The sequence below is a fragment of the Pelovirga terrestris genome (genome assembly GCF_014773365.1).
Lineage (GTDB): Bacteria > Desulfobacterota > Desulfuromonadia > Desulfuromonadales > Geopsychrobacteraceae > Pelovirga > Pelovirga terrestris.
The window spans coordinates 268,552-294,405 of sequence record NZ_JACWUN010000002.1 but is presented as its reverse complement, the minus strand read 5'-3'; the positions used below and the strand labels follow the sequence as shown (position 1 = coordinate 294,405).

Annotated in this window: 29 protein-coding genes; 3 read left to right on the top strand and 26 right to left on the bottom strand. The window is 51.7% G+C overall.

Annotation, left to right across the window (positions count from 1 at the left end):
* Positions 1-187 precede the first annotated feature (187 nt).
* From ICT70_RS02975 to tviB, 12 genes are all read right to left on the bottom strand, one after another.
* Positions 188-1,195 (bottom strand): methicillin resistance protein, encoded by a 1,008-nt coding sequence (locus ICT70_RS02975; RefSeq protein ID WP_191153897.1) that lies wholly within the window; start codon positions 1,193-1,195, stop codon positions 188-190.
* 99 nt (positions 1,196-1,294) lie between these two features.
* Entirely contained in the window at positions 1,295-2,413 is a 1,119-nt protein-coding gene (gene wecB, locus ICT70_RS02970) for a non-hydrolyzing UDP-N-acetylglucosamine 2-epimerase (RefSeq protein ID WP_191153896.1), read from the bottom strand.
* Positions 2,410-3,513 carry a DegT/DnrJ/EryC1/StrS family aminotransferase gene (locus tag ICT70_RS02965; protein ID WP_191153895.1) on the bottom strand — a complete coding sequence of 368 codons (1,104 nt, stop codon included), beginning with the start codon at positions 3,511-3,513 and terminating at the stop codon, positions 2,410-2,412. The genes wecB and ICT70_RS02965 overlap by 4 nt, the downstream gene beginning before the upstream one ends.
* A 21-nt stretch (positions 3,514-3,534) precedes the next feature.
* The gene (locus ICT70_RS02960; protein WP_191153894.1) at positions 3,535-4,188 is read right to left on the bottom strand and encodes an acyltransferase; all 654 of its coding nucleotides are present in this window, start codon (positions 4,186-4,188) and stop codon (positions 3,535-3,537) included.
* A complete protein-coding gene (locus ICT70_RS02955) occupies positions 4,188-5,159 on the bottom strand; it encodes a Gfo/Idh/MocA family oxidoreductase (RefSeq protein WP_191153893.1) in 972 nt (323 codons plus the stop codon). Before ICT70_RS02955 ends, ICT70_RS02960 begins: the two co-directional genes overlap by 1 nt.
* Positions 5,160-5,264: 105 nt before the next feature.
* Positions 5,265-6,449: a DegT/DnrJ/EryC1/StrS family aminotransferase gene (locus tag ICT70_RS02950; RefSeq protein WP_191153892.1), complete on the bottom strand. Its 1,185-nt coding sequence runs from the start codon at positions 6,447-6,449 to the stop codon at positions 5,265-5,267.
* 2 nt (positions 6,450-6,451) lie between these two features.
* Entirely contained in the window at positions 6,452-7,504 is a 1,053-nt protein-coding gene (locus ICT70_RS02945) for a FemAB family XrtA/PEP-CTERM system-associated protein (RefSeq protein ID WP_191153891.1), read from the bottom strand.
* Positions 7,505-7,877: 373 nt separating this feature from the next.
* Positions 7,878-8,234, bottom strand: coding sequence for a hypothetical protein (locus tag ICT70_RS02940; RefSeq protein ID WP_191153890.1), 357 nt, complete (start codon positions 8,232-8,234; stop codon positions 7,878-7,880).
* A 169-nt stretch (positions 8,235-8,403) separates the two neighbouring features.
* Positions 8,404-8,661 carry a type II toxin-antitoxin system mRNA interferase toxin, RelE/StbE family gene (locus ICT70_RS02935; protein WP_191153889.1) on the bottom strand — a complete coding sequence of 86 codons (258 nt, stop codon included), beginning with the start codon at positions 8,659-8,661 and terminating at the stop codon, positions 8,404-8,406.
* Positions 8,639-8,860, bottom strand: coding sequence for a ribbon-helix-helix protein, CopG family (locus ICT70_RS02930; RefSeq protein ID WP_191153888.1), 222 nt, complete (start codon positions 8,858-8,860; stop codon positions 8,639-8,641). The genes ICT70_RS02935 and ICT70_RS02930 overlap by 23 nt, the downstream gene beginning before the upstream one ends.
* A 268-nt stretch (positions 8,861-9,128) precedes the next feature.
* Positions 9,129-9,344, bottom strand: coding sequence for a hypothetical protein (locus ICT70_RS02925; protein WP_191153887.1), 216 nt, complete (start codon positions 9,342-9,344; stop codon positions 9,129-9,131).
* Between the two features lie 45 nt (positions 9,345-9,389).
* Positions 9,390-10,673, bottom strand: a complete 1,284-nt coding sequence (tviB, locus tag ICT70_RS02920) for a Vi polysaccharide biosynthesis UDP-N-acetylglucosamine C-6 dehydrogenase TviB (protein WP_191153886.1) — start codon at positions 10,671-10,673, stop codon at positions 9,390-9,392.
* Between the two features lie 419 nt (positions 10,674-11,092).
* On the opposite strand from tviB, the gene ICT70_RS02915 reads away from it, so the two are divergent.
* From ICT70_RS02915 to ICT70_RS02905, 3 genes are read left to right on the top strand one after another with little or no spacing between them, the layout of a single operon-like run.
* Positions 11,093-12,955, top strand: coding sequence for an AMP-dependent synthetase/ligase (locus ICT70_RS02915; RefSeq protein WP_191153885.1), 1,863 nt, complete (start codon positions 11,093-11,095; stop codon positions 12,953-12,955).
* A 37-nt stretch (positions 12,956-12,992) separates the two neighbouring features.
* Positions 12,993-13,394: a nucleotidyltransferase substrate binding protein gene (locus ICT70_RS02910; RefSeq protein WP_191153884.1), complete on the top strand. Its 402-nt coding sequence runs from the start codon at positions 12,993-12,995 to the stop codon at positions 13,392-13,394.
* Positions 13,394-13,705: a nucleotidyltransferase family protein gene (locus ICT70_RS02905; protein WP_191153883.1), complete on the top strand. Its 312-nt coding sequence runs from the start codon at positions 13,394-13,396 to the stop codon at positions 13,703-13,705. The genes ICT70_RS02910 and ICT70_RS02905 overlap by 1 nt, the downstream gene beginning before the upstream one ends.
* A 297-nt stretch (positions 13,706-14,002) precedes the next feature.
* Here the strand turns inward: ICT70_RS02905 and ICT70_RS02900 are convergent, their stop codons facing one another.
* From ICT70_RS02900 to fabD, 14 genes are all read right to left on the bottom strand, one after another.
* Positions 14,003-15,316, bottom strand: coding sequence for a homoserine dehydrogenase (locus tag ICT70_RS02900; protein ID WP_191153882.1), 1,314 nt, complete (start codon positions 15,314-15,316; stop codon positions 14,003-14,005).
* Positions 15,317-15,341: 25 nt separating this feature from the next.
* Entirely contained in the window at positions 15,342-15,821 is a 480-nt protein-coding gene (gene nusB / locus ICT70_RS02895; RefSeq protein ID WP_191153881.1) for a transcription antitermination factor NusB, read from the bottom strand.
* On the bottom strand, positions 15,811-16,290 hold the full coding sequence (gene ribH / locus ICT70_RS02890; protein ID WP_191153880.1) for a 6,7-dimethyl-8-ribityllumazine synthase: 480 nt from the start codon (positions 16,288-16,290) through the stop codon (positions 15,811-15,813). Before ribH ends, nusB begins: the two co-directional genes overlap by 11 nt.
* A 186-nt stretch (positions 16,291-16,476) precedes the next feature.
* Positions 16,477-17,682, bottom strand: a complete 1,206-nt coding sequence (locus ICT70_RS02885) for a bifunctional 3,4-dihydroxy-2-butanone-4-phosphate synthase/GTP cyclohydrolase II (RefSeq protein ID WP_191153879.1) — start codon at positions 17,680-17,682, stop codon at positions 16,477-16,479.
* Between the two features lie 61 nt (positions 17,683-17,743).
* Positions 17,744-18,391 carry a riboflavin synthase gene (locus ICT70_RS02880; RefSeq protein WP_191153878.1) on the bottom strand — a complete coding sequence of 216 codons (648 nt, stop codon included), beginning with the start codon at positions 18,389-18,391 and terminating at the stop codon, positions 17,744-17,746.
* The gene (ribD, locus tag ICT70_RS02875) at positions 18,376-19,500 is read right to left on the bottom strand and encodes a bifunctional diaminohydroxyphosphoribosylaminopyrimidine deaminase/5-amino-6-(5-phosphoribosylamino)uracil reductase RibD (RefSeq protein ID WP_191153877.1); all 1,125 of its coding nucleotides are present in this window, start codon (positions 19,498-19,500) and stop codon (positions 18,376-18,378) included. The genes ICT70_RS02880 and ribD overlap by 16 nt, the downstream gene beginning before the upstream one ends.
* A gap of 210 nt (positions 19,501-19,710) precedes the next feature.
* A complete protein-coding gene (gene nrdR / locus ICT70_RS02870) occupies positions 19,711-20,175 on the bottom strand; it encodes a transcriptional regulator NrdR (RefSeq protein ID WP_191153876.1) in 465 nt (154 codons plus the stop codon).
* Positions 20,172-20,630 carry a deoxycytidylate deaminase gene (locus ICT70_RS02865; protein WP_191153875.1) on the bottom strand — a complete coding sequence of 153 codons (459 nt, stop codon included), beginning with the start codon at positions 20,628-20,630 and terminating at the stop codon, positions 20,172-20,174. The genes nrdR and ICT70_RS02865 overlap by 4 nt, the downstream gene beginning before the upstream one ends.
* A gap of 7 nt (positions 20,631-20,637) precedes the next feature.
* Positions 20,638-21,891 carry a serine hydroxymethyltransferase gene (locus tag ICT70_RS02860; RefSeq protein ID WP_191153874.1) on the bottom strand — a complete coding sequence of 418 codons (1,254 nt, stop codon included), beginning with the start codon at positions 21,889-21,891 and terminating at the stop codon, positions 20,638-20,640.
* Positions 21,892-22,060: 169 nt separating this feature from the next.
* The gene (gene rpiB / locus ICT70_RS02855) at positions 22,061-22,492 is read right to left on the bottom strand and encodes a ribose 5-phosphate isomerase B (protein WP_191153873.1); all 432 of its coding nucleotides are present in this window, start codon (positions 22,490-22,492) and stop codon (positions 22,061-22,063) included.
* Between the two features lie 9 nt (positions 22,493-22,501).
* Positions 22,502-23,734 carry a beta-ketoacyl-ACP synthase II gene (gene fabF, locus ICT70_RS02850; RefSeq protein ID WP_191153872.1) on the bottom strand — a complete coding sequence of 411 codons (1,233 nt, stop codon included), beginning with the start codon at positions 23,732-23,734 and terminating at the stop codon, positions 22,502-22,504.
* A gap of 110 nt (positions 23,735-23,844) precedes the next feature.
* Entirely contained in the window at positions 23,845-24,078 is a 234-nt protein-coding gene (acpP, locus tag ICT70_RS02845; protein WP_191153871.1) for an acyl carrier protein, read from the bottom strand.
* Positions 24,079-24,130: 52 nt separating this feature from the next.
* Positions 24,131-24,871 (bottom strand): 3-oxoacyl-[acyl-carrier-protein] reductase, encoded by a 741-nt coding sequence (fabG, locus tag ICT70_RS02840; protein ID WP_191153870.1) that lies wholly within the window; start codon positions 24,869-24,871, stop codon positions 24,131-24,133.
* Between the two features lie 44 nt (positions 24,872-24,915).
* On the bottom strand, positions 24,916-25,836 hold the full coding sequence (gene fabD, locus ICT70_RS02835; RefSeq protein WP_191153869.1) for an ACP S-malonyltransferase: 921 nt from the start codon (positions 25,834-25,836) through the stop codon (positions 24,916-24,918).
* Positions 25,837-25,854: the final 18 nt, after the last annotated feature.

Sequence of the window (25,854 nt, the reverse complement as noted above, 5' to 3'; positions counted from 1 at the left end):
CGAGATCTTTACGTTCTTGCTTTGTCAGAGTGACTCGGTATCTCGGTGCCATGGCAGCCTCCTTGGGTTGCCATGATTATACAACAGTCCGCATATTTACGAAACTTTAAATGTTACACGGTACTAGTAATGTGTAACAGTTTTTTTCTCATATTTTATCTACGCCAATGATGATAAATGTATATATCTAATATTTGCTGTCTTTTTTTATGATCTTTTTAATGCTTTTTTTAGTACCGGAAATAATCTTTTGCAAACCGTCGTTGATCATAAGGTAAGGTGAGTGTGTTTTTGTTATGGAGAAATACGGCACCTGCTTACCACCAAAATTTCTGTAAGACATTTCGATATTTTCAATCACACTACCTTCAAAATCAAACATTTTAGTTTTCTTTGAAGCATATTTAATTGCCTCAAAAATCAATAAATCACTGCCACCACTAGTAAATTCAATATCCACTGAACCAATCAAAGCATAAGTGCTTTCTCTATCCATTATTAAAAAAACAGCGGCATGTATATTATTGTTATTATCATAACAATAAAGAGTTTTACCTGAATTGTTTTCGTAAGACAAATCATACATTTTTTTAAAAAAATTATATTTGTAATTAATTGATTTTCCCTTTTTTTCCAAAGAAGTCATATGGTGATTATAGAAATCTTCAGAAGATAGATCAAAACCAACTTTAAGTGTTTTTTCTGCTTTTCTTATACTCTGCCTCCTACAACTATTAAAATTTTTAAATATGACATCTATGTCCGTGAGGTCGTCAATAATATATGTATACCTTGTTGTTTGTTCATAACCTTTCCACATAAACGGCAGCCAGTTAGTCACCTTATGGCTGAAATTCTGATGGAAATACGCCACATCCAGCGCTTCTAGTTGTTCAATAATATTAGTATAAATCTCTTTTTCGTATGAAATTCTGGTCAGATACTTTTGGTCATCAGGGTATTTGGCCCAGACTCCAAGGGTCTGGGTCAGTTTCGGCATTTTTATTAGTCTTAAACCAAACTTTCCCTTGGTTACGACATAAGGCAAAGCAGCGAAAATTTCACCGCCTTTTTCTACCGTCAATACCTGCCAGTCGTCACCACAGACGGCATCAAGCCACCAATCCTTGTTCCACACTGGAAGGCTCTGTTCTGTTTTACAAAGTTTTCGATATTCCTCTTTGTTCCCCATCATTGATACCTTCTGATTAAGGATCCATTATTGTCTGGGTTGAAATCCGGCACTGATGCTCGTTGCTTTTCAATGTTCATGGTGACAATGGTTAAATCCCATTTATCCTGAACGCACCGGCAGGTCGGGCACGACACTCTCCAGCATACTGACAATCTTTTCTGCCGCACGACCGTCTCCATAGGGGGAGGCATAATCCCGGTGGTCACCTGACAGGGCCTCGCGAATTGCCTGGACAATATCAGCACCCATTGGCGGTGCCAGGCGATTCCAACCACCGTTAAGGGTTTCCAGCCATTCGGTTTCTTCCCGCAGGGTCACGCACGGTACCCGGTAAAAATAGGCTTCTTTCTGAACGCCGCCCGAATCGGTGGCAACGGCAGCGGCACCACTTTCGAGTTTGACCATGTCAAGATAAGACACCGGCTCGACGACCCTGACGCCAGACCCGAATGCGATACCATGTTGCGTAGCCATTTTACGGGTACGCGGGTGCAGGGGGAGCACCACCGGCAGTTCGGTGGAAATCTCATTCAAGGCCGACAAGATGGCTGTCAGCCTGTTGGGGTCATCGGTGTTTTCGGCGCGATGACAGGTTGAGAGGATGAACTTTCCTTTTTCCAGTTTTAAATCGGCAAGAATGGTGGACTCATGATCGGCGATAACGCACATATGGAGGGACGCGTCATACATGACATCACCGACATTGTGCACGCCTGAATGGTGGCCTTCCCGCTGCAGATTGCGCACAGCGGTTTCTGTCGGGCACAGGAGCAGGCTGGAGACACTGTCGGCAACAATTCGATTGACCTCTTCGGGCATTTTCATATTAAACGACCGCAACCCTGCTTCAACGTGAGCTACGGGAATATGCAACTTGATTGCGGCCAGTGCTCCCGCCAGGGTTGAATTGGTATCGCCATAAATCAACACCCAATCCGGTTGCTCTATGGTCAGTATTTGTTCAAGCTGCTCCAGCATCCGGCCGGTCATTATGCCGTGACCGCCGCCATGGATATTGAGGTTATGCTTCGGTGCAGGAATCGCGAGCTGATCGAAAAATGTCTGCGACATATTGTGATCAAAGTGTTGTCCGGTATGGACAATCACTTCGTTTACTGGATCGCTATCTGTCTGAAGGTTCCGCTGCGCAATCGCTCTGGAGACAGTCGCTGCCTTGATGAATTGCGGCCTGGCACCAACAATGGTGACGATCTTCATATTGTTGATCTCCTGCAGCTATCAGCTAACGCCTGAACGATACGTTGTTGGGTTGCTTCATCAAGATCGGGATGCATCGGCAGACTCATCACGCGTTCAGAGACTGAGAGGGTGTGCTGCAGGCTGCTGCGACATGGGATGTGTTTGTAAGCTGGTTGCATGTGAATCGGCACCGGATAATGGACAGCTGTAGGGATACCCGCCTGTTGCAGGTCGGCCTGTACTTTTTCGCGGTTTTCAACAAAAACGCTGTACTGGGCAAAGACACTGGTGCGATCGGGACGCACACTGATCTGCGGGATACCGGCCTGCTCCAGCAGCTTACTGTAGCGTTGCCCGACGCTGATACGCTGCTCGACTTCCCAATCAAAGCGCCCCAGCTTGGCCAGGACGATGGCGCATTGAAGGGTATCCATCCGCCCGCCGACGCCGATACGGCTGTGGCAATAACGTTTGCTTTGACCATGGACGCGAATTTCCCGAGCCGCCTGGGCGAGGGCGTCATCGTTGGTAAAGATGGCACCGCCGTCACCGTAACAGCCCAGGGGTTTACTGGGGAAAAAGCTGGTGCATCCGAACATGCTCAGGTTACAACTCTTGCGCCCTTGATACTCGGCACCGAAACTCTGGGCCGCATCTTCAATGACGGCGAGTCCATGCTGCGCGGCAATGGTGTTAATCTCGTCCATATCGGCAGGCTGTCCATACAGACTCACCGGGATGATGGCCCTGGTGCGCGGCGTGATCGCTGCTTCGATCAGGCTCGCGTCGATGTTGCAAGTATCCGGTTCGACATCCACCCAGACCGGGGTAGCACCGAGCAGCACGATCACTTCCGCCGTGGCAATAAAGGTAAAGGGGGTCGTAATAATTTCATCCCCCGGCTTTATTTCTAAAGCCATCAAGGCAATGAGCAAGGCTTCAGTGCCGCTGGACACGGTAATACAGTGGCTGCTGCCGGTGTAGTTTTCCAGCTGCTTTTCCAGTTCCTTGACTTCCGGCCCCATAATGTATTGGCCGTGATCGAGAACCTGTTGAATGCGTCCGTCGATCTGCTCTTTGAGTGCCTTATATTGTGTTTTCAGATCAATAAAATCCATTGAAGCGACTCCGGAATTGAATCATTCTGCGGCTGACTTGAATTCATCATAAACCTTCGTACCGGTAGCCAATTCGGCCGGAAGGGGTGCATCTTCTTCCAGATCCAGACAGCGCAGGACGCCGCCTTTTTCCTGATAGCGGAAACCGCTTTCGGGGCACTGATAATAACCGTCGGCATTGACACTGGTCAGTCGATGGCCGTGGCGACTCATCCAACCGGCTTGACGGGCCGGAACTCCCACCATCAGGGCATAATCGGGCACATCCTTGGCGACCACGGCTCCGGCGGCGACAAAGGAGTAGCGTCCAATGACAATACCACAAACAACGGTAGCGTTCGCACCAATTGAGCATCCTCTGCTCAGGAGCGTTTTTTCGTACAGGTTTTTACGCAGTACCTGGGAGCGAGGGTTGGTGACGTTGGTCAGGACACAGGAAGGTCCGAGAAATACGTCATCCTCAATGGTTGTCCCTTCGTAGATCGATACGTTATTCTGAACTTTGACATTATCGCCGATAACGACCCCACCGGAGACACAGACATTCTGACCGAAACTGCAATTGCTGCCGATTTTTGCTCCGGATAACACATGACTGAAATGCCAGATTTTTGTACCGGCACCAATATCAGCCCCTTCGTCGACATAGGAGGATTCATGAACAAAATAATTCATCAATTTGTTCCTTTCGGACGCTTGTCGCCAAGACATGGGTGAAGGTTTGTTGATTGGGGCTGAATCTCAGCTTGACGCAACTGGTAGACCAGGTCAATCGCCGGGCGAGCATCAATCATTCCGTACCCTCCCCCCGCCATAATATCCTGGTAAACGGCGGTATGCAGGTCGGTAAAGCCTCCGGTAAAATCGATTTCTTTTCCATCATAGGTGATTGAGCGATATGTCGATTGTTTTTTTGCCAGGGCTACCTCCGGCAGATCATGATGATCTACCGACAAAAACCACCTGACATTGGCTTTTTCAAGCTCCAGATAGCCGCTCATCTTTTCGGGAGTGGACAGGTGGACTTCATGGCGGCGGACATCACCGAAGATCCACAGCAGCATATCAAAAAAGTGAACGCCAATATTGGTCGCAATCCCACCGGATTTATAAATATCCCCTTTCCACGAGGTGAAATACCAGCGTCCCCGGGATGTGATATAGGTCAGATCGATGTCATATTTTTTATCTAAATCGGTATTTCTTATCTTCTCGCGCAAAGCAATAATATTCGGGTGAGTCCGCAATTGCAGAACAGTATAAACGCGGTTACCCGATTCGCGTTCCAATTCGGCAAGGGCATCTACGTTCCAGGGGTTAATAACAATCGGCTTTTCGCAAATGGCATCAGCCCCGATTCTCAAGGCAAAACGAATATGGGCATCGTGCAGATAGTTGGGTGAGCAGATGCTGACATAATCAATTTTAGTGTCGGCTTTGGCCCTTCTCAACTTTTCTGCGTAGCGGTCAAAGCGCTCAAACTCGGTAAAAAAAGCTACATCGTAGCCAAATTGATCGAGCTGTCCGACGGAATCGGACGGATCTAGGGCTGCAATCAGATTGTTGCCGGTATCCTGAATAGCTCGCATATGCCGCGGTGCGATATAACCGGCGGCGCCGATCAGCGCGAAGTTTTTTGCATTCATAACTACTCCTGTTTTTTATTGAAGATGACCCCTGCGGGAATCCATACCAGCGCCATCAATTTGATTACTATTCTCTCGTTTCATGGCTGCTGATATCAAGCCCGTTTAACGTAAAATACTCGCAATAGAAAGCATATCGTTTTCCGTCAGATAACGGTGGACCGGCATGGTGACCAGGCGCTGTGCCATAGCAGCAGCGTTGGGATAGTCCTGCCCGGCGAACTGATCGGCAATCTGCGGGATGCGATGAATGGCATCGGGGTACGATATGGCCACGCCGAGGCCGGCATCATCACTTTGCTGGAGCATCGAGAGTGCCGCTTTCGGGCTATCAAGGAGGTATGGAAAGCGGATCAGGGGTTGCGGCGGGCCATCAGTCTTTGCGGTAAGAGAGCCGGTGACGATTGTTTGCCAGTCGCCGACATGGGTGGATCTGATCTGCTTTGATTTCGCCAGGGTATTGCGCCAATGCCGCCCGAGTCCGGCCTGGAAAGCGGTGAGTTTTTTGCTGCTGAAGCCGGTGTCATAGATGGTTTCACCGAGTTTTAAGAATGGCAGGCTTTTGGGTAACCAGAACATCCAGGGATGCATGAGCAGATTGATGGCGATGGCGTAGAGGATCAGCTTGATGTGCTGTGTCAGTTGGTATTCGGGCAGGGTTTCATATTCCCGGCGGATCAAGGCAGCGAGTTCGTCATCGTTGGTGAGGATGACGCCCCCTTCGACCGTCGACAAGGCCTTGCCACGCCCAAGACTGAAAAACCCGACATCCCCCAAGGCGCCGAGTTGTTGCCCATGAACCTCTCCGCCCATGGCCTGGGCGGCATCTTCTACGATGGTAACCTCAGGATCGGTGATCAATGAGCGCACGCCCGCGATATCTGCCGGCAGCCCGAACAGATGGGTCGGAATCACGCATAAAAGCTTTTTGTTATCAGTCTGTTGATCAATCATACTTAAATCAAAATCGAGGCTATTTTCGGCAATATCGCACAAACGCACCTTCAACCCGGCGCGGGCGATGGCCGAGGGCACCGAATAGCAGGTGTAAGCGGGGATCAGGACTTCGTCACGGCCTGGATAACGCTGGTGCAGGGCTTTCAGGATCAGAGTCAGGGCGGCTTTACCGGAGGAAACCAGGAAGCAATGGCGCTGATGGTAATGCAAGGCTAAATCAGCAGCAAAATCATCACGTGACTTATTGCCTTTTGTCAGACCACGCAGACCGAAGGCAAGATTGGTCCAGCCGATGGGTGATGCGGCTGGTGGTAAAATTCTGCCGATACGCATGATTATAACCCGATATACTTTCGCAACGGCGGACCGACGACTTTAGTCAACGAGACCGGCAGCTTTTGCCAGAGCTGCATGGCCATTTCAAATTTGGATTTTTGTTGTGATGATGAGGGTTCAAGTGACAGTGTGCGCGTCAGTGCCAGCCAATGCAGCGGCACCTCCACGGCACCCCACTGCTGTTTAAATTTAAAGGTCCCCTCCCCCGGCGTTGAACGGCCAAAGTCGAACCTTTTAAAGCCATGATCACAGGCGTACTCTAGCATGGCCCAGTATAGCAGCATATTGGGGCTGGAGGCACTGTGTCGCCGCAGGGATGAGGCCCAGGGGTTATAGAGGGTGTTACCGCACCCCAGAGTGATGCTGACGGCGTAGACCTCATCGTTTTTATGAACGAGAAATATTCGCGCTTGATGAGCAAATTCGCTTAAGACAGCGGCGATGAATTTTTTGGCGTGAACCGGTGAGCCCAGATCACGCATGTTCTCGGCAAAAACGCGGTAAAAATCATCCAGCAGTTCCATGCCGCCGCTAACCGTTGTCAGGCCATCTTTCTGCGGACGGCGGATCTGGCTGCGCAGTTTGGCTTTGAAACCGGCCATTAACACATCAGCGGTTTCGGGTAAATCCAGCACCATACGCACCTTGTGGGCACTGGCAGCGCTCTGGTAAAAGCTGCCGGTGTTGTGGTTCAGTTCACTGCCCTGACGTAGTTCAATGACGGGGATCTTGTTGTCTGAGGCGATCTGGGTTGCCTGCTCAATCAGCGCAGTGGCGATTTGATCATCATCAGCGATCACCCCACCGAGATCAGCATAGGGCATGGAGAACAGGGTGTTGCCGAAGATCGGGTGTTTGATATGAACCAGGGGCAGGGTACCGGTGGTATTACCATTAGTGTCAGTCGCCATGAGCTGATAGAGCTTGTGGCCATAGGCGCTACTGATCGCCCTGCTCCACCCTGACAGCAGATAGGGGTTGCTGTGCGGGTGGTTAAGGACGTAGGTGTCCCAGGTAGGGGCATCAGTTTGTGTTGCGAATCTTATTTGCATTGGTACAAGAAAACCTTATCGTCCACGGAATACTCGGAAAGACACGGAAATTACTGAAAAAACAAAAATCTATTAGCCGCTGATGTACGCAGATGGTACGCAGATGACAAACACCAGAATACAGGGGTCAGAATTTAGAATTCAGGAGGTTTTCACATTCTGCTTACTGCTTACTGCTTACTGCTTACTGCTTACTGCTTACTGCTTACTGCTCACTGCTTAAAATCAAAGGCGGGCGGGCACAAGGACCCGCCCCTACGGTTACCCTACTCCCTATTCCCCCAGTTCCCATTACCAAGATTCTCATCGTTCATCTGCGGCTAATGCCTATAGATTTTCTCTGCGATCTCTGCGATCTCTGCGCGAGACGGTTTTAATTTTCTTTGACTCGATACACGCCGTGGTGCGCTTCGGTGTCAGCGCGGTGAGCCTTGAGATCCACGGCGATTCCATCGATTTTGGCGCTTAAACGTTGATCTGTTGCTTTGAGATCTGCATCAACACCATCGATTTTGGCACTCAAGCGTTGATCTGTCGCTTTGAAGTCTGCAGCAACTCCATCGATTTTCGTGTTCAGAATATCAATTTTAAAGTTGCACAGTTCAATGTCTTCTTTTAACTCGACCCGCGTCTCACGTATTTCACGCTGAAGGGTTTGATGACCTTCAAGGACCAGGTCAAATTTACCATTCATTTCTTCGAGTAATATTTCGATGTATTCCTGTTTCATTATCCCTCCTCCATTAAAGCTGTCATTGGTCTGCCGCTGAAGCGGCGTCTACCGCCAAGGCGGTGTCATTGGTCCATCGCTAAGCGATGTCATTTGTAAAAATCAGTAAACCGTGAACGGTGAGCGGCAACTGCTTACTGTTTACTGCTCACTGCCTGTTCACTGTCCCTTATTTTCGATAACTATCTTTGCGGTGAGCTGCACGTAACACCAGAATAACCAGTTGATTATCATTTATTTCGTACACAACGCGATAATTACCGGCACGTATCCGGCGAAGGCCGGAAAGATCTCCTTTGAGTGCTTTGCCAATATGCGGGGTATCAACAAGACGGTCGATGGATTCGATGACTCGAATACGCTCGGCTTTGGGTAAGGACTGAATCTCCTTGAGTGCGCTCTTTTTAATCTGAACCGAGTAGCGCACTGCGAGCCTCCTGCCAGTCAATACACTCATCACTCGGATCGCGTAGTCGGTCAAGGGCTACAGAAATATCGGCAAAATCTTCAAGATATGACTCAACCGCCTGACGGATAACGTCAGCACGGCTGCGATGCAGAGTTGATGCCGCAGTATCTAGTGCATCAACCAATTCATCGGATAGTCGGGCGGTAATCTGTGGCATAACAAACCCCATAATGTTGTTGACTGTCATTGACATCATATATTGTCGGTTACAGAAACGCAATCTGCCACCAAGGCGGTGTCTGCCGCTAACGCGGTGTCTGCCGCTAACGCGGTGTCTGCCACTTCGTGGCGTCATTGGTCTGCCGCTGAAGCGGCGTCCTTTGTGAAAAACCGTGAACCGTGAACCGTGAACCGTGAACCGTGAACCGTGAACCGTGAACCGTGAACTGCTTACTGCTTACTGCTTACTGCTTACTGCTTACTGCTTACATCTGCAATTTTTTTAGGTAATCTAAAATCTTCAGTACCTGCAGATTGCCTGACATCCGCTCGGTGGGCAGATTCTTGACAATCTGAACAGCAGGGATGCCGTATTTATGATGAAAATAATGCAAGGAGCGGCTAGCCCTGGTGTCGGAGAGTTTGACTTCGATAAGCTGTTGCGGCGCTTCGTCGATCACTGTCAGGAAACGGAATTCCATGAAGTTCCAAGTCAGTCATTGGTGTATCTACAGACTCTGTCCCCCCTACAACCGCCCATCCGTCAGATGTTTATCGTACATTCCTTTAATGTCGTACACCACGCCCCCATCTCCGACCAAATCGCGTGGATTCAGGCTGACAAATTCCTGGTGGGCTACGGCGACAATAACTGCTTGGTATCCTTGTGATTGCATCTGCTGTTCGCTGACCAGTTCGACGTTATATTCATGACGTACCTCATCGCTATCCGCCCAGGGGTCAAAAATCTCGATAGCACATCCGTAATCCTGCATTTCCTTGATGATGTCGATCACCCGGGAATTACGGATATCGGGGCAGTTTTCCTTGAAGGTGATACCCATCATCAGCACTTTTGCGCCGACGATCGCCAGACCTTTTTTAATCATGATCTTGACCACGCGACCGGCAACATAACTACCCATCCCGTCGTTGATGCGTCGACCGGCAAGGATCATGTGAGGGTGATAACCGATGGATTCGGCCTTGTAGGTCAGGTAATAGGGATCAACCCCGATGCAGTGGCCACCGACCAGGCCGGGCCTGAAGGGAAGAAAATTCCATTTGGTGCCGGCGGCTTCCAGTACTTCGATGGTATCGATCCCCATCCGGTCGAAAATCAGCGCCAGCTCGTTAACAAAGGCGATATTGATATCGCGCTGAGCATTTTCGATGACCTTGGCCGCTTCCGCCACCTTGATACTGCCGGCCTTGTAGGTGCCGGCGGTAATGATTTGACGATAGAGGGTGTCAACCCGCTCAGCAACCTCGGGGGTTGAACCACTGGTCACTTTGAGGATGTTGGTCACGGTATGCTGTTTGTCGCCGGGATTGATGCGCTCGGGGCTGTAGCCACAGAAAAAGTCCTGATTAAAGCTCAAGCCGCTGTGCTGTTCAAGGATGGGGACACAATCATCTTCGGTGCAGCCGGGGTAAACAGTCGATTCGTAAATAACCAGATCACCAGGTTTGAGGACCTTGCCGACACTGGCACTGGCAGCCAGCAGCGGGCGCAGGTCAGGCTTTTTATGATCATCTATCGGCGTCGGGACAGTAACAATATAGACCGTGCACCGGGCAATGTCTTCCAGCTTACTGGCATAGCGCAAATGCTCGGCGGCCTGGAGATCCGTACTTTCCAACTCGCGGGTGCGGTCATAACCACGGCGCAGTTCGTCGATCCGCTGCTGATTGATGTCGAAACCGACGGTAGGAAAATGCTTGCCGAACTCGGCAGCCAAGGGTAAACCGACGTAACCCAGGCCGATGATGGCGATGGAGGTATTATTGCTTTGTGGTTGAGTCGTCATGTATTTTAAAGCTCCTGTCTCGTTGTCTGTCGTCCAGACAAAATATATCGATATCGTAACTCTTCACCCCGGCCCTGGTGCAGGGTCAGGGTTTTTTATGGCAAGGGTGTTTGTCGCCATGAACGGCGACAACAAACGGTCAGGGATGATCCAACGGGAAACAATCGCGTCTCTTGACATAGGAATCGAAGATCCGGTGCTGAAGAGATACTCGATAGCTTCAATAAAAAGGGGTAACTGTGGTTGTTTACTCATAGCGACAAACCAGCAGACAGACTACCCATCGACCTTCTGCCTGACAAGAAGAAAAATCAGGCCGGGCTCGATTTCAAAATCCATTCTTTTTAACGGCAAAGGATGTTAAGATTCCGGCTCTTTGGGAGGTCTTTAGCACACCCTTACCAGCAGGAGGGAACGCCTTGCAGAAGATTGATCAGATTATTCAGGCCAGCTGCCTTAAACACAGCGACCTTGTGGCATTTAAGCATAAAGTCAATGGCCAGTGGAAGGAGATTTCTTACGGCCGTTTTTGGAATAATGTTGAAAAACTGACGGCTGGGTTGCAACAGCTTGGCATCAAGGAGATGTCACACGTAGCGATCCTTGCACCTTCGTCACCGCGCTGGGTCACTTCCTATCTGGCCATCCTCCATGCCGGCTGCGTTGCCGTACCGATTGACAAGGAGCTCAAAGCAGCGGAACTGCGTCATATTCTTGGTGATGCTGATGCCCAGGCGATCATTGTCGGCCAGGTTCAGTTTGACACCTTGCTGGAAATTATTGACGATCTGCCCGATTTGAAGAACATCATCCTGATCGATACTCCGATTGAGGAAATGGGTGATCAGGATGACATCATCGAAACCATGCAGGAGCTCAAAACCCTGTGGCAGCAGCTGGTTGCTGATCTGAATATAGCCCCGGAGCGACGTGAACCGCTCGAAGCCGCCGCGCAACAATTACGCCAGCTGGTTACCAGCAGCCCTGAAACCTCTGAAAAAAAGAAAAAAGAGCGACACTTCCTATCTGATGCCGAGTTGATCCGTAACCGCCTGCTGAAAGAGAAGCGGCTGTTTTCTTACAAGGCCATTTTTGCTGATGATCCCGTGGTTGTCGGCAGCACCGATGCGGATCAGCGCGCGGTGATTCTCTATACCTCGGGCACGACGGGTCGCTCAAAGGGCGCTATGCTGAGTCATCGCAACATTGTCAGTAATATTTATGGCGCCCAGGCGCATTTCAAGCTCGACAGCTCGATCGCCACCCTCTCTTTTCTACCGATCAACCACGTCTTTGAACAGGTCTGTGGGATCCTGTTACCCCTGGCCCTGGGTGGCCGGATCAGTTTTGCCGAATCGATCAAAAAACTGGGGGACAATCTCAATGAAATCAAGCCGACCTTCCTGCTTGGGGTACCGGCGGTCTATCGACTGTTGTACGACCGCATCATCAAAAAGATCGATTCCAATACTTCCTCAAGGATGTTATTCAAATTCTCCCTGACCCGGAAAATTGTCGCTGCCAATGTCAAAAAGGCGGTGGGAGAACACACCACCTTTGTCAGTGGTGGAGCCGCCCTTGATCCAGCTATTTCCGAAGGATTCCGAAATCTTGGGCTGACCCTCTATCAGGGTTACGGCATCACCGAGACTTCACCCGTCATTTCGGCGGAGAGCCCGTTTAAAAACCAACCCGGCACCGTGGGGGAATGCCTTCAGGATGTGCAGGTGCGCATTGATAACCCCAACGCCGATGGTGAAGGAGAAATCCTGGTTAAGGGGCCCAATGTCATGCTCGGTTACTACAATAATCCAGCCGCCACGACAGAGGTGCTACAGGAGGGCTGGTACCGTACCGGCGATCTGGGCCGCATTGATACAAACGGCATGCTCTCTATCTGCGGACGGGTAAAGAATCTGATTGTGACCCCCAACGGCAAGAACGTTTACCCGGAAGAAGTTGAAAATCAACTACTTAAAAGCCCTTATATTGCCGAAATCATGGTCTACGGCCATCGTATCGGCAAGACGGCTGAGGAGGTATACGCCGTCGTCTTCCCCGATGAAGAGGCCCTGTTTACCCTGGCGCGGGAGCAAAAGGACAAGCCTCTTTCTGCCGGAGAAATTGAAAATTTGATCCGCCGCGAGATTCAGACCTATGGCAAGGAACTCGCCGACTACAAACGGGTGAAAAAATTCACCCTGCGTGAGGATGAATTCCCGAAAACCACGACCCGTAAAATTAAGCGCTATATCGTCGAACCGGAGATATCGACGAACTAAAAAGCAGTAACTGCTTTTCACCCACTGGAGAAGACTAATGACGACCGACATCCGCTGGCAGCAGCGCTTTTCCCAGTTTGAAAAGAGTTACAAACGGCTCCAAACCGCCCTGGCCATTGAACGCCCCAGTGAGGTTGAACGCGCCGGTCTCATCCAGTTTTTTGAAATAACCTTTAAATTAGGATGGAAACTTCTCAAGGATTTCCAGGAAGCAGAAGGCTACACCATCACCAGCCCCCGAAATGCGATCAAACAGGCCTTTCAGAATGGTCTGATCACCCAGGGGAAATATTGGCTGCAGGCACTTAACGACCGTAACCTTACGACCCACACCTATAATGAAACCACGGCCCGGCAGGTAGAAAACGACATCCGTACGTTATACGCTCCATTTGTGCAGGAGCTGCACGAATATTTTCTGCCGAGGATGGTTAAATAATGGATCCTTCACCTTTTGGTCTACTTCAAGCTGACTATGATGAGATGCTGCAAGCCATCAGATCTTTTCCTGATATTACCAAGGTCACGCTATTTGGTTCGCGGGCGAAAGGCACCGACAAACCCGGCTCTGATGTAGATCTGGCGATTGAAACAGATAGCACAAATAACCGCACAGCCATCGAGCTGGCGATCCGGCTCAACGAAGAGACCCCCCTGCCCTACATGTTTGACGTGATCGACCATCAACAGATCAATGAACCGGCGCTGCTTGATCATATTGAGCGGGTAGGAGTTGTGATTTATCCCTGAAGATTCCCGACCCTTCGCCAATCAGATAAAAAAACGAAAGTATCCGTTCACCACTGGATCGGGGATCCTATGGCAGGGATAGAGCTGAATAGTTACAAAAAAAAAGAGAAAAAAACGAAAAAAATTTCATTTTTTTTTGCTGAAAAGGGGGTCCTGTCAGATTTTTGTCAGAAATCGTGGGTATAGTGTTACCCATAACAAGGATCTGAACCACTTGCAATGCGATATCATGCAATGCGGTTCGGAGGGGGGGAGCTCCCATCCTGAATGGATGGGGGCTCTTTTTTTGCGACCCTTTTAACCTAGATCATGCTCGACCCGGATCAGGCGCGGATTCTGGCAGGTAATATCAAACGCCTCGATCTCTTTTAATGCTTTGACCACATCTGCTTCTTTGGCGGCATGGGTCATCAGAACAATGGGAACACAATCGGCTTCGTGACGCTCGGGCTGGATCATCGATTGAATGCTGATGTGATGGTCGCCGAGACAGCCCGCGATCCGGGCCAGCACACCGGGGCGATCGAGGCTTTTAAAATGCAGATAATAGTGGCTGATGATCTCACTCATCGGCTGAATCGGTAGCGACTGGACCGCCTCTTCACAACACCCCATAATCGGCACACGCAAACGGGCACCACAGAGGATATCGCGGCCGATGGCCATGACATCCCCCATGACCGCGCTGGCGGTCGGATCCATGCCGGCACCACTGCCGTACAGCAGGGTCGGTCCGACAAAATCACCAGTCAGGCGAACAGCGTTAAAGACCCCGTCCACTTCGGCGAGTTGATCCTCTGCCGGGATCATGGTCGGATGCACCCGCACCTCGATCTGATCACCATGATTCTTACCGATGGCCAGCAACTTGATCTTGTACCCCATCTGCTTGGCAAAACTGATATCAACGGCATCGATATTGCTGATCCCCTCGATATAAACCTGATTAAAATCCACTCTGGTGCCAAAGCACAAGCTGCTGAGCAGGGCGATCTTGTGAGCGGTATCCACGCCTTCGATATCAAAGGTTGGGTCCGCCTCAGCATAACCTAATTGCTGAGCCTCTTTGAGGACCGCAGCAAACTCACTGCCATGATCCGTCATCTTGGTGAGGATATAATTGCAGGTGCCGTTAAGAATACCGAGCACCGAACTGAACCGATTGGCCCCCAGGCTTTCCTTGATCGGAGAAATCACCGGAATGCCCCCACCAACAGCAGCTTCAAACATGACCGAGACACCGGCCTGGTTAGCGGCGGCGATAATTTCCTGACCATGTACCGCCATCAGCGCTTTATTGGCCGTGACTACGTGCTTGCCGTTGGCAATGGCTTTAAGCAGAAAACTTTTTGCCGGTTCATAGCCACCAATCAGTTCGATGACCAGGTCGATATCAGGGTGACTGATGACCTCCTCCACGTTGGTGGTCAAGATAGCTGGTGCGACCTGAACCCCGCGATCGGTGGTAATATCCAGATCGGCAATCTTGAGCAATTGAACCGGCGCGCCAAGGCGCTGCTGGATCACATCCGCGTTTTTTTGCAATACTCTGACCACCCCGGTACCGATGGTTCCGAAGCCGAGCAGGCCGATATTGATGCTGTTTTTCATGGATTGACTCCGTTGATAAATATGTTCAATCAGCTTTTTGTCTGGCTGAGTTCTTTTGGGCGATTTTATCCAGCAAGCCGTTAATGAAGGGAGGTGACTCCTTGGAGCCGTAGCGCTTGGCAATTTCAATCGCCTCGTTCAAGGTCACTGCCGTCGGAATATCGGTCAAAAATTGCAATTCATAGGTCGCCAATCGCAACAGGGCGAGATCAACCGTTGCCATCCGCGTCAGGGACCAGTTGTGGGCCACCGCCTTGATCCGCTCATCAAGTAACGGGCGCTGCTCCAGGACCCCGCGCACCAGTTTTTCGGTAAACAACCGAACCGCTTCCGGGACCGGTTGTGCCCCATCCTCCAAGGGTTCTCCCAGGATATCTTCCGAGTAATGGAGATTATCCCAGAAATTTTCCAGAATCTGATCTACGTTGACCTGATCAGACTGATATTTCAGGGCAAAGAGAATTTTCAGGGCATATTCACGTCCCCGCCGGCGGTTATTGCTCATCTGCGTTAAAAGCTCCCAGCACATTGACCATTTCCAGCGCACTCATAGCGGCCTCTGAACCCTTATTTCCCGCCTTGGTACCGGCGCGCTCGATGGCCTGTTCAACTGAATCGGTGGTCAACACGCCGAAGGCCGCAGGCAGACCATACTCCAGAGACACCTGGGCTACCCCTTTGGTAACCTCGGAACTGACGTATTCAAAGTGTGGAGTGCCGCCGCGAATGACCGCGCCTAAACACACAAGCGCATCAAACTTTTTTGATGCCGCCATCTGCTTGGCCATCAAGGGGATTTCGAAAGCCCCGGGAACCTTAACGACCGTTAATTGAGCATCGACGGCACCATGACGGACCAGGGTATCGATCGCACCTTCGAGCAGTCGTTCACAGATAAAGCTGTTAAAACGACTGACAATAATCCCGAAACGAAAATGACCGGCATCAAATTTTCCTTCAATGGTCTTTGGCATCGATAAACTCCTGTTGGTTGATGGCGTCGCAAAAACTCACCAACTTCTGCGTTGCTGCCAGTGGTTCACTGCTTCGACGTACGTAAGTACGCCTCATTGTTCAACAATGACGCGCCTTGCATTTGGCGCTTTTTGCTTATCCATCTAAATTGATGCTTTTTGCGAAAGCATCTTGGTTGGATCAGATTATAAATGTTCGAGCAAATGCCCCATTTTTTCCCGTTTTGTTGTCAGATACTTCACGTTGGACCCCTGGGCAGGAATCTCCAGTTCGACCCGTTCCACCACCTCCAGGCCGTAGCCTTCGAGACCAATGATTTTTTTGGGGTTATTAGTCATCAATCGAATTTTGCGAACCCCCAAATCAGCGAGGATCTGGGCACCGATGCCGTAATCACGCAGGTCAGCAGCAAAGCCGAGCAGGTGATTGGCCTCAACCGTATCATGCCCCTGATCCTGCAAGGCGTAGGCTTTGAACTTGTTGATTAAACCAATGCCACGCCCTTCCTGCCGCATATACAGGACAACGCCTGTCCCTTCAGTGCCAATGCGATCCATCGCGGTATGAAGCTGAGTACCACAATCGCAACGCGCCGAGGCAAACACATCCCCGGTCAGACATTCGGAATGCACCCGTACCAGAATCGGTTTTTCCGGATCAATGGTGCCTTTAACCAGGGCAATATGATGGGCCTTATCAACCTCATTCTCATAAATAATAGCGGTAAACGGGCCACCATGAGGGGTAGGCATGTGGGTTTCAGCCGCCCGACGTATCAGCAGTTCCTTGCGCATCCGATAGGCGACGATGTCAGCAATGGAAATGATCTTCAGGTCGTGCTCTTTGGCAAACACCTCAAGTTGCGGCATGCGCGCCATGGTGCCGTCTTCATTCATGATTTCACAAATAACCCCGGCTGGTTTGAGTCCGGCCAGACGCGCCAGATCAACCGAGCCTTCAGTCTGCCCGGCACGCACCATCACGCCACCTTTTTTAGCCCGCAAGGGAAAGATATGACCCGGTCGGGCCAGGTCCCTGGCCGTGGTATCATCAGCAACCGCAACTTCAATCGTCCGGGCGCGATCGGCAGCGGAGATACCGGTGGTCACCCCTTTGCGCGCTTCAATCGAGATGGTGAAAGCGGTACCGAAGGAAGAACTGTTGTCGCTGACCATCAGCGGCAGCTCCAGTTGATCGGCCCGTTCTTCGGTCAAGGACAGACAGATCAGGCCCCGGCCGTGGCGGGCCATGAAATTGATCGCTTCCGGGGTCACCAGCTCGGCAGCGATGACCAGATCACCTTCGTTTTCGCGATCCTCATCATCAACCAGAATCACCATTTTGCCGTTACGGATATCCTCCAGGGCGGCATCAATTTTTGCAATTGTCATGATCAAAGTTCCTTTGTATCTCTGTATTTCATCAGCTTGTCAGCTCAAGGCGGAATTTATCTCACACAAACCCGTTTTTAGCAAGAAACTCACGGCTCAATGAGCCGCCGGTTGCTCCGGACGGGGAGGCGACAAACCGTTCAACATAACGGCCGATCAGATCGGTTTCTATATTGACGGCATCACCGACACGCCGCTCTTTCAAACAGGTCTGCTCAAAGGAATGGGGAATAACCATAATGCTGAAACGGTCACTGAATACCTGATTGACGGTTAAACTGACCCCATCAATGGCGACCGAACCCTTGGCAACGATATAACGCAGGGACTCCGCCCCCACAGCAAACTCGAAATACACGGAGTTATGTTCTTTGCGCATTTGCCGCACGGTACCGACACTGTCGACATGACCGGCCACCAGATGGCCACCAAGACGGTCACACATGCGCAAGGCCCGCTCCAGATTCACCGCTGTACGCGGTGACAGGCCTCCCAAGGTTGTGGTCCGCAAGGTTTCCGGCGACACGTCAAGGGTAAAGCTGTCGCGATCCCAGCTGGTGACGGTGAGACATACCCCATTAACGGCAATACTTTCTCCCAGGCACAGATCTTCATGCACCAGGGCACTGGCAATGCGCAAGCGGCCGGATTCACTTCCACCTTCAAGACTGCGCACCTGGCCGATAGCCTGAATCAGTCCAGTAAACATGTCTGCACCTTTGCTCTGATCAACAGATCACTCCCCGATGTTTCGTGACGCACATCTTCCAGCATGGCGCTGTCAGCCATCAAGATCGCTCCGACACCTGAGAACAACCCGCTGGTCGGGCAACCGCCAACCAGTCGGGGCGCCACGAACACCATCAGTTCATCAATCAAACAGGCGTTCCACGCTGATGTCGCCAGGGTACTGCCACCTTCAAGCAGCAGATACTGAACGTTGCGCCGCCCAAGCTCATCCCACAAAGACTGAAGAGGGACGCGACCTGCCTCATCGGCTGGCAGCACCAGGACCTCGGCCCCGGCAGCGGTCAGGGCACTGATCCGTGCCTTATCATCACAACAGGTGGCGATCAGGGTCGCTGCCGGCGAGTCTTGCGCCAGCATCTTCGCGGTCAGGGGAAAACGCAGGCGACTGTCGACCACAACCCGTAGCGGATCGCGGCTCTGCTCACCCGGCAGACGCACATTGAGCTGCGGATCATCCTTCAGAACGGTTTCAATCCCCACCATAATAGCTTCGACCCGGTTACGCAAGCGATGCACCCGCAGCCGGCTTTCCTCACAGGAGATCCAGCGCGAATCGCCAACTGCGGTTGCGGTATGGCCATCCAGGGTCATGGCCGCCTTATAGATGGTCCAGGGGTGGCCACAGCGTAGATGCTTGCTGAAGCCGGCAAGCAGTTCTGCTGCCTGCTCCCGACCCAAACCGACTGTCACCTGGATACCGGCCTCGCGTAACAGGGTGATACCGGCGCCGGAGACCCGTGGATCAGGATCAATGACGGCAACAAAAACGCGACGAATCCCGGCAGCGATCAGAGCCCGGGCGCAGGGGGGAGTCCGACCGGTATGGGAACAGGGCTCGAGGGTAACATAGACATCAGCGCCCTGTGCTTTGGCGCCGGCCTGTTCAAGGGCATAGACTTCGGCGTGGGGCATACCGGCTTTGGGATGAAACCCTTCACCGACAATCTGTCCATCCTTGACAATCACTGCCCCGACCGGCGGATTGGGCGCGGTGCGCCCCCGTCCCTGCTCGGCCAGTTCAAGAGCCCGCTGCATAAATAAATGAGATGAAAATGACGGGTCGATCATGGTTTTAAAGACTTTTCAACGGGAACAGTGAACCAAAAAAAACGTAACTATTCAGCTCTATACTTGCGCAGGGTCGGGGATCCTGTGGCAAGGGTTTTTGTCGCCATGGACGGCGGCAAAAAGCGGTCATGGATGACGAAAAGCGTCCCTTGACATAGGATTCCCGAACCGGTGCTGAACAGATACAAAAAAACTACCTGTGCGACGCCATCACCCTTTGCCGGAGTTTTTGAGCAGGTCGGTAAGTTCCGTCATAAATTCATTAATATCCTTGAATTGACGATACACCGAAGCAAAACGGACATAGGCCACTTCATCGGTCTCGTGCAAGGCATCCATCACCGCTTCGCCGATCAGGCTGGCCGGAATCTCCTTGTCCCCGCACTCTTGAAAATGTCGCTCAAGCCGATCTACCAGGGCTTCAATCTGCTCCATGGAGACCGGGCGTTTTTCACAGGCGCGCTGCATGCCGGAAACAATCTTGGCACGATCAAAAGGTTCCCGGCGACCATCTTTCTTGATGACATAGGGAAGGATTTCCTCTACCCGTTCATAGGTGGTAAAGCGCCGTTCGCACGAGGGACATTCGCGACGGCGGCGGACATTGTTGCCATCCTTGCCGAGGCGTGAATCAACCACCCGGGTGTCTTCATGATGGCAGAACGGGCACTTCATGTAGCACTGGCCGGCTGATAATGATGAAAACGGATTCCGGCCTCACCAAGCATCTCCAGGGACAACTGATCAGGATAGCCTCGACCATAGATGATGTCCGTCACCCCGGCGTTGATCAGCATTTTGCTGCAGATAATACAGGGGGAATCGGTGCAGTAAAGGGTCGCAGCGGCAACATTGGTGCCGTGACGGGCCGCCTGGATAATGGCATTCTGCTCCGCATGCAGACCGCGACAGAGTTCATGACGTTCGCCGGAAGGAACCTTCAGCTGATCACGCAGACAGCCGGTGACATCGCAATGGGTGATGCCGGTGGGCACCCCATTGTAACCGGTTGCCAGGATATTGCGATCCTTAACCAGCATGGCACCAACCTGACGGCGCATACAGGTAGAGCGGGTTGCAACCAACCGGGTAATTTGCATGAAATATTCATCCCAATCGGGGCGCACCATGTTTTGGTTACCCAAGACGCTGAGGATAGAGGGGGAAACGTTGACACAATTGCTTGACCTCGGCCCTGATTTCAGAGAGAACATCGGGATGATCACTATTTTTAAGTGCTCGATCAATCCACCCTGCGACCTGCTCCATCTCTATTTCAGTCAGCCCACGGGTGGTGGTAGCCGGAGTACCGATACGGATACCGCTGGTGACAAAAGGAGAGCGGGTGTCAAAGGGTACGGCATTTTTGTTAACGGTTATCCCGGCATGTTCGAGGGTTGCTTCGGCTACCTTACCGGTCATCTCGGTTCCACTGAAATCAACCAGCATCAGATGATTGTCGGTACCACCGGACACCAGATTGTAGCCACGTGCCACCAGACCTGCCGCCAGAGCCCGGGCGTTTTTCACTACCTGGGCTGCGTAGGTCTTGAATTCGGGCTGGAGCGCCTCTTTAAAGGCAACCGCTTTGGCGGCAATCACATGCATCAGTGGTCCACCCTGGATGCCGGGAAAAATCAGGCTGTTGAGTTTTTTTCCCCACTCTGCGCTGCACAGGATAAGACCACCACGGGGACCACGCAGGGTTTTGTGGGTCGTTGAGGTGACAAAGTCAGCATAGGGAATCGGATTCGGGTGAACACCGGCAGCAACCAGACCGGCAATATGGGCCATATCCACCATCACCAGTGCTCCGACCTCATCAGCGATCCGGCGAAAGGTGGGGAAATCGAGCTCACGCGGATAGGCGCTGGCGCCAACAACGATCAGTTTAGGTCGATGCTCATGGGCCAGACGGGCAACCTCGTCATAATCGATGGTACCGGTCTCGGCTTTTACCCCGTAGGCAACGATATGGTAGAGCTTGCCGGAAAAGTTTACCGGAGAACCGTGGGTTAAATGCCCGCCATGGGCCAGATTCATCCCCAGCACCGTATCGCCCGGTGCACAGGTGGCCATGTAGACCGCCATGTTAGCCTGAGAACCGGAATGAGCCTGGACATTGGCATGTTCAGCTCCGAACAGTTCTTTCGCCCGATCAATGGCCAGCTGCTCGGCGACATCAACAAATTCGCAACCACCATAATAACGCTTGCCGGGGTAGCCTTCAGCATATTTATTGGTCAGTACCGAACCCTGCGCTTCCAGCACCGCTTCACTGACAAAGTTCTCCGAAGCAATAAATTCAAGGCTGTATTCCTGCCGGGCGACTTCCTGCGCTATAACCTGTGCAATCTCAGGGTCAATCGTTGCCAACGTCTCTGCGGTCATGCTTATTCTCCTGTTAAATAATTGATGGCGTCACAAAAAACTGTAATTATTCAGCTGCCGTCCTTCGCGCAGGAGCCCCGACCCGGTGCTGAACAGATACAACACTTTGCCACAAATAAAAAACGGAGCCGTTAACCGCTCCGTATTGATCGTAGCAGCGCCCCTTGAACTACTCCAGCGCTGCGATCTTATCCAACCGGCGCTGGTGCCGCCCGCCCTCATAGCGCGAGGTCAACCAGATATTGACTAACCGCACGCCCTGCTCAACAGAAAGCACGCGACCACCTAAAACCAGGATATTGGCATCGTTATGCTCTGCCGCCATTTGCGCAGTGAACTCATCATGAACCAGTGCGGCACGGATACCGGGGATTTTGTTGGCAGAAATCGACATGCCGATCCCGGTTCCACAAACAAGGATTCCAGCCCTGGCGCTACCGGAAACAACAGCCGCAGCAACCTTCTCGGCAAAGTCGGGATAATCAACCGAGGCGGTACCATCAGTGCCAAGGTCAGTACATTCGATCTGCTGCTCACGCAGGAATGCGACAATCGCGTTTTTCAGATCCAATCCACCGTGATCGCTGGCAAGGGCTATCATCAAAAACTCCTAGATTTTTTTAAAGGCCAGGGTTGCGTTGGTTCCACCAAAACCGAACGAATTGGAGATGGCCACCTGACAGGATATTTCCCTGGCAGTATTGGGGATGTAATCAAGATCACATTCAGGGTCCGGCTCCTGATAATTGATTGTCGGCGGCAGCACCCCGCGATCGAGCGCCAGAGCGGTATAAACCGCCTCCATGCCACCGGCTGCACCGAGGCTGTGACCGGTCATACTCTTGGTGGAACTGATCATCACCTTATCAGCATAGGATCCAAAGACCGATTTAATGGCCATGGTTTCGTAGAGATCGTTGAAATAGGTCGAGGTGCCGTGGGCATTGATGTAACCGATCTGCTCAGGATGAAGACCAGCATTACGCAGTGCCATTTTAATACAACGGGCAGCACCTTCGCCGCCGGGAGAGGGTTGGGTCAAATGATGAGCATCACTGCTCAAACCATAACCAACCAGCTCACAGTAAATTTTTGCGCCGCGCTGTCTGGCCGATTCATATTCTTCCAGCAACATCACTCCGGCACCTTCAGACATGACAAAGCCATCACGATTTTTATCAAAGGGACGGCTTGCTGCCTGGGGATCATCATTGCGGGTTGACAGGGCCTTCATCACATTAAAACCGCCGATCGCCAGCGGGGTAATGGTCGCCTCGGTGCCACCGGCAAACATGACATCCGCATCACCACGAGCAATCATGTGATAGGCATCGCCAATCGAGTGGGTGCCGGTAGCGCAGGCAGAAACGGATGACAGATTGGGGCCTTTGGCACCAAAGCGGATGGAAATCTGTCCGGCAACCAGGTTGATGATCACAACGGGAATAAAAAAGGGAGAAATTTTCTTGTAACCACGCTCAAGCATCACCTGATGATAATGCTCAATTGCCGGCAAACCGCCGAGGCCGGAACCGACCAGCACACCGACCATTTCTGCGTTGTCAGGGGTGATTTCGTAACCGGAATCTTCATACGCCATGGTGGCTGCAGCCAGACCATACTGGATAAAGAGATCCATCTTTTTGATCTCTTTTTTGTCAATAAAGTCTTCGGGGTTGAAGTCCTTAACCTCACCGGCGATCCGGGTGGCAAGGTCAGAAGCATCAAATCGGGTGATGGGTCCAATTCCTGATTGACCACTGGTAACGGCTGTCCAGTTTTTTTCGACACCGGTTCCCAGGGCAGATACGACTCCCAGACCGGTCACCACAACTCTACGCATAGATCAACTCTCTTTAAACAAAAGTTTGGTTTTTCGTCAGGTGAAGAATAAGTACGCCTGAATAGGTAACGGGCTGGGGGCAATCAGATCGCCTCCAGCCCGCGGCAGCATCAGGAAAGCTTGCTGATGTAGTCGATGGCATCCTTGACCGTCTGGATTTTTTCAGCATCTTCATCAGAAATTTCAATATCAAATTCTTCTTCCAGCGCCATGACCAGTTCAACGGTGTCGAGCGAGTCAGCACCGAGGTCGTCCATGAAAGCGGCATCTTCAGTAACCTGATCTTCATCTACACCCAGTTGCTCAGCAACAATCTGTTTTACTCTTTCTTCAATCGAAGCCATTGTATGTTTCTCCTTTGTTATGTCGGTCTGTTGCAGACCATTATGTGTTAATTTACATGTACATTCCACCATTGACGCCAATCACTTGTCCGGTAATATAACCGGCCTGATCCGACGCCAGAAATACCACGGTTGCTGCTATATCATCAACATGCCCGAGACGCTCCAGAGGAATCTGGGTGGTCAATTCAGAACGTTGCTGCTCAGTCAGAAACTTGGTCATATCGGTCTCGATAAAACCGGGAGCAACTGCGTTGACAGTAATCTGACGTTTGGCCAGTTCACGGGCATTGGATCTGGTTAAACCATGGAGACCGGCCTTGCCGGCACAATAGTTGGCCTGACCGGGGTTTCCCATCTGTCCAACGACAGAAGAGATATTGATGATGCGGCCGCTACGCTGTTTGGTCATCAGGCGGGCCACGCCACGGGTGCATAAAAAAGCGCCCTTGAGGTTGACATCAATAACGGTGTCCCAATCATCTTCCTTCATGCGCAACATTAAACCATCACGGGTAACCCCCGCATTATTAACGAGAATATCAATTCGGCCAAAGTGTTCTTTGGTACTTTCAACCAGCCGTTCGACATCGTCCGCGCGGGAGATATCCGCACCGATACCAAGCGCCCGGGTGCCACCCTGTTCGATCTCAGCAGCAACCGCGACAGCTTTTTCGGCCTGAGTACCAACCACAACCAGATGAGCACCCTCTGCTGCCAGGGCCAGAGCAATTGCCCGGCCAATACCGCGAGTAGCTCCGGTGACAACAGCGACCCTATCCTTTAACAGCATGCGACTATCTCCTCAACGGCTGGCATCCAGCGTAACACAACAGATTACCTTTGCAGGCGCTTTAAACTTTCAACATCACCAACCTGATCCAAAGTTGCCCCGCGCGCAATCCGTTTGATCAAACCAGTCAGCACCTTCCCTGGACCGACCTCAAGATAACGATCAACCCCCAGAGCAGCGCAATGGTCAATTGACGCATCCCATCGCACCGGGGCACACACCTGCTGGACCAGGAGATCCTTGACCCGATCGGGCTGATCACAGAGGGTCGCCTCAACATTGGTGACTACCGGGAAGGAGAACGGGCCAACCGCTATCGTGGCCAGAGTCTGCTCCAGGCGCTGCGCTGCAGGGGCCATCAGGGCACAATGGAACGGGGCACTGACCGGCAGCTTGAGGGCACGTTTGGCGCCGCGCTCACCGGCGAGAGCAATGGCACGCTCAACCGCAGAGGTATGACCGGCAATCACCACCTGACCAGGCGAATTAAAATTAGCCGGGGCAACGACTTCCCCTTGAGCAGCATCATGGCACAGCTGTTCCAATGCCTCACCTTCTAGACCCAGTATCGCCGCCATGGCTCCAACTCCGACGGGTACCGCTTCCTGCATAAAAATACCGCGCTGCCGCACGACTGTCAGGGCGTCAGCAAAAGAAAGGACACCGGCAGCGACCAGCGCGGAATATTCACCGAGGGAATGGCCGGCAGCATAGGACGGTTCAAGCTCAACTTCCTGTTGCAGGACACGCAGCGCGGCCATACTGACCGCCAGAATCGCCGGTTGAGTATTAGCCGTCAGCTTCAGTTCCTCTTCCGAACCGGAGAAGCACAGGTGCGAAAGGCTAAAGCCCAACACATCATCAGCTTCTTCAAACAGTTGCCTGGCAAGGGGAAAGTTCTGAGCCAGATCCTTACCCATACCTGAATATTGCGATCCCTGGCCGGGAAACACCAGTGTCAACATGGTATCACATTCCTATCA

Excerpts from the sequence above, each read along its gene's own strand:
- ICT70_RS02975 (WP_191153897.1), bottom strand. The coding sequence starts at position 1,195 with ATGATGGGGAACAAAGAGGAATATCGAAAACTTTGTAAAACAGAACAG.
- wecB (WP_191153896.1), bottom strand. The coding sequence starts at position 2,413 with ATGAAGATCGTCACCATTGTTGGTGCCAGGCCGCAATTCATCAAGGCA.
- ICT70_RS02965 (WP_191153895.1), bottom strand. The coding sequence starts at position 3,513 with ATGGATTTTATTGATCTGAAAACACAATATAAGGCACTCAAAGAGCAG.
- ICT70_RS02960 (WP_191153894.1), bottom strand. The coding sequence starts at position 4,188 with ATGAATTATTTTGTTCATGAATCCTCCTATGTCGACGAAGGGGCTGAT.
- ICT70_RS02955 (WP_191153893.1), bottom strand. The coding sequence starts at position 5,159 with ATGAATGCAAAAAACTTCGCGCTGATCGGCGCCGCCGGTTATATCGCA.
- ICT70_RS02950 (WP_191153892.1), bottom strand. The coding sequence starts at position 6,449 with ATGCGTATCGGCAGAATTTTACCACCAGCCGCATCACCCATCGGCTGG.
- ICT70_RS02945 (WP_191153891.1), bottom strand. The coding sequence starts at position 7,504 with ATGCAAATAAGATTCGCAACACAAACTGATGCCCCTACCTGGGACACC.
- ICT70_RS02940 (WP_191153890.1), bottom strand. The coding sequence starts at position 8,234 with ATGAAACAGGAATACATCGAAATATTACTCGAAGAAATGAATGGTAAA.
- ICT70_RS02930 (WP_191153888.1), bottom strand. The coding sequence starts at position 8,860 with ATGCCACAGATTACCGCCCGACTATCCGATGAATTGGTTGATGCACTA.
- ICT70_RS02925 (WP_191153887.1), bottom strand. The coding sequence starts at position 9,344 with ATGGAATTCCGTTTCCTGACAGTGATCGACGAAGCGCCGCAACAGCTT.
- tviB (WP_191153886.1), bottom strand. The coding sequence starts at position 10,673 with ATGACGACTCAACCACAAAGCAATAATACCTCCATCGCCATCATCGGC.
- ICT70_RS02910 (WP_191153884.1), top strand. The coding sequence starts at position 12,993 with ATGACGACCGACATCCGCTGGCAGCAGCGCTTTTCCCAGTTTGAAAAG.
- ICT70_RS02905 (WP_191153883.1), top strand. The coding sequence starts at position 13,394 with ATGGATCCTTCACCTTTTGGTCTACTTCAAGCTGACTATGATGAGATG.
- ICT70_RS02900 (WP_191153882.1), bottom strand. The coding sequence starts at position 15,316 with ATGAAAAACAGCATCAATATCGGCCTGCTCGGCTTCGGAACCATCGGT.
- nusB (WP_191153881.1), bottom strand. The coding sequence starts at position 15,821 with ATGAGCAATAACCGCCGGCGGGGACGTGAATATGCCCTGAAAATTCTC.
- ribH (WP_191153880.1), bottom strand. The coding sequence starts at position 16,290 with ATGCCAAAGACCATTGAAGGAAAATTTGATGCCGGTCATTTTCGTTTC.
- ICT70_RS02885 (WP_191153879.1), bottom strand. The coding sequence starts at position 17,682 with ATGACAATTGCAAAAATTGATGCCGCCCTGGAGGATATCCGTAACGGC.
- ICT70_RS02880 (WP_191153878.1), bottom strand. The coding sequence starts at position 18,391 with ATGTTTACTGGACTGATTCAGGCTATCGGCCAGGTGCGCAGTCTTGAA.
- ribD (WP_191153877.1), bottom strand. The coding sequence starts at position 19,500 with ATGATCGACCCGTCATTTTCATCTCATTTATTTATGCAGCGGGCTCTT.
- nrdR (WP_191153876.1), bottom strand. The coding sequence starts at position 20,175 with ATGAAGTGCCCGTTCTGCCATCATGAAGACACCCGGGTGGTTGATTCA.
- ICT70_RS02865 (WP_191153875.1), bottom strand. The coding sequence starts at position 20,630 with ATGGTGCGCCCCGATTGGGATGAATATTTCATGCAAATTACCCGGTTG.
- ICT70_RS02860 (WP_191153874.1), bottom strand. The coding sequence starts at position 21,891 with ATGACCGCAGAGACGTTGGCAACGATTGACCCTGAGATTGCACAGGTT.
- rpiB (WP_191153873.1), bottom strand. The coding sequence starts at position 22,492 with ATGATAGCCCTTGCCAGCGATCACGGTGGATTGGATCTGAAAAACGCG.
- fabF (WP_191153872.1), bottom strand. The coding sequence starts at position 23,734 with ATGCGTAGAGTTGTGGTGACCGGTCTGGGAGTCGTATCTGCCCTGGGA.
- acpP (WP_191153871.1), bottom strand. The coding sequence starts at position 24,078 with ATGGCTTCGATTGAAGAAAGAGTAAAACAGATTGTTGCTGAGCAACTG.
- fabG (WP_191153870.1), bottom strand. The coding sequence starts at position 24,871 with ATGCTGTTAAAGGATAGGGTCGCTGTTGTCACCGGAGCTACTCGCGGT.
- fabD (WP_191153869.1), bottom strand. The coding sequence starts at position 25,836 with ATGTTGACACTGGTGTTTCCCGGCCAGGGATCGCAATATTCAGGTATG.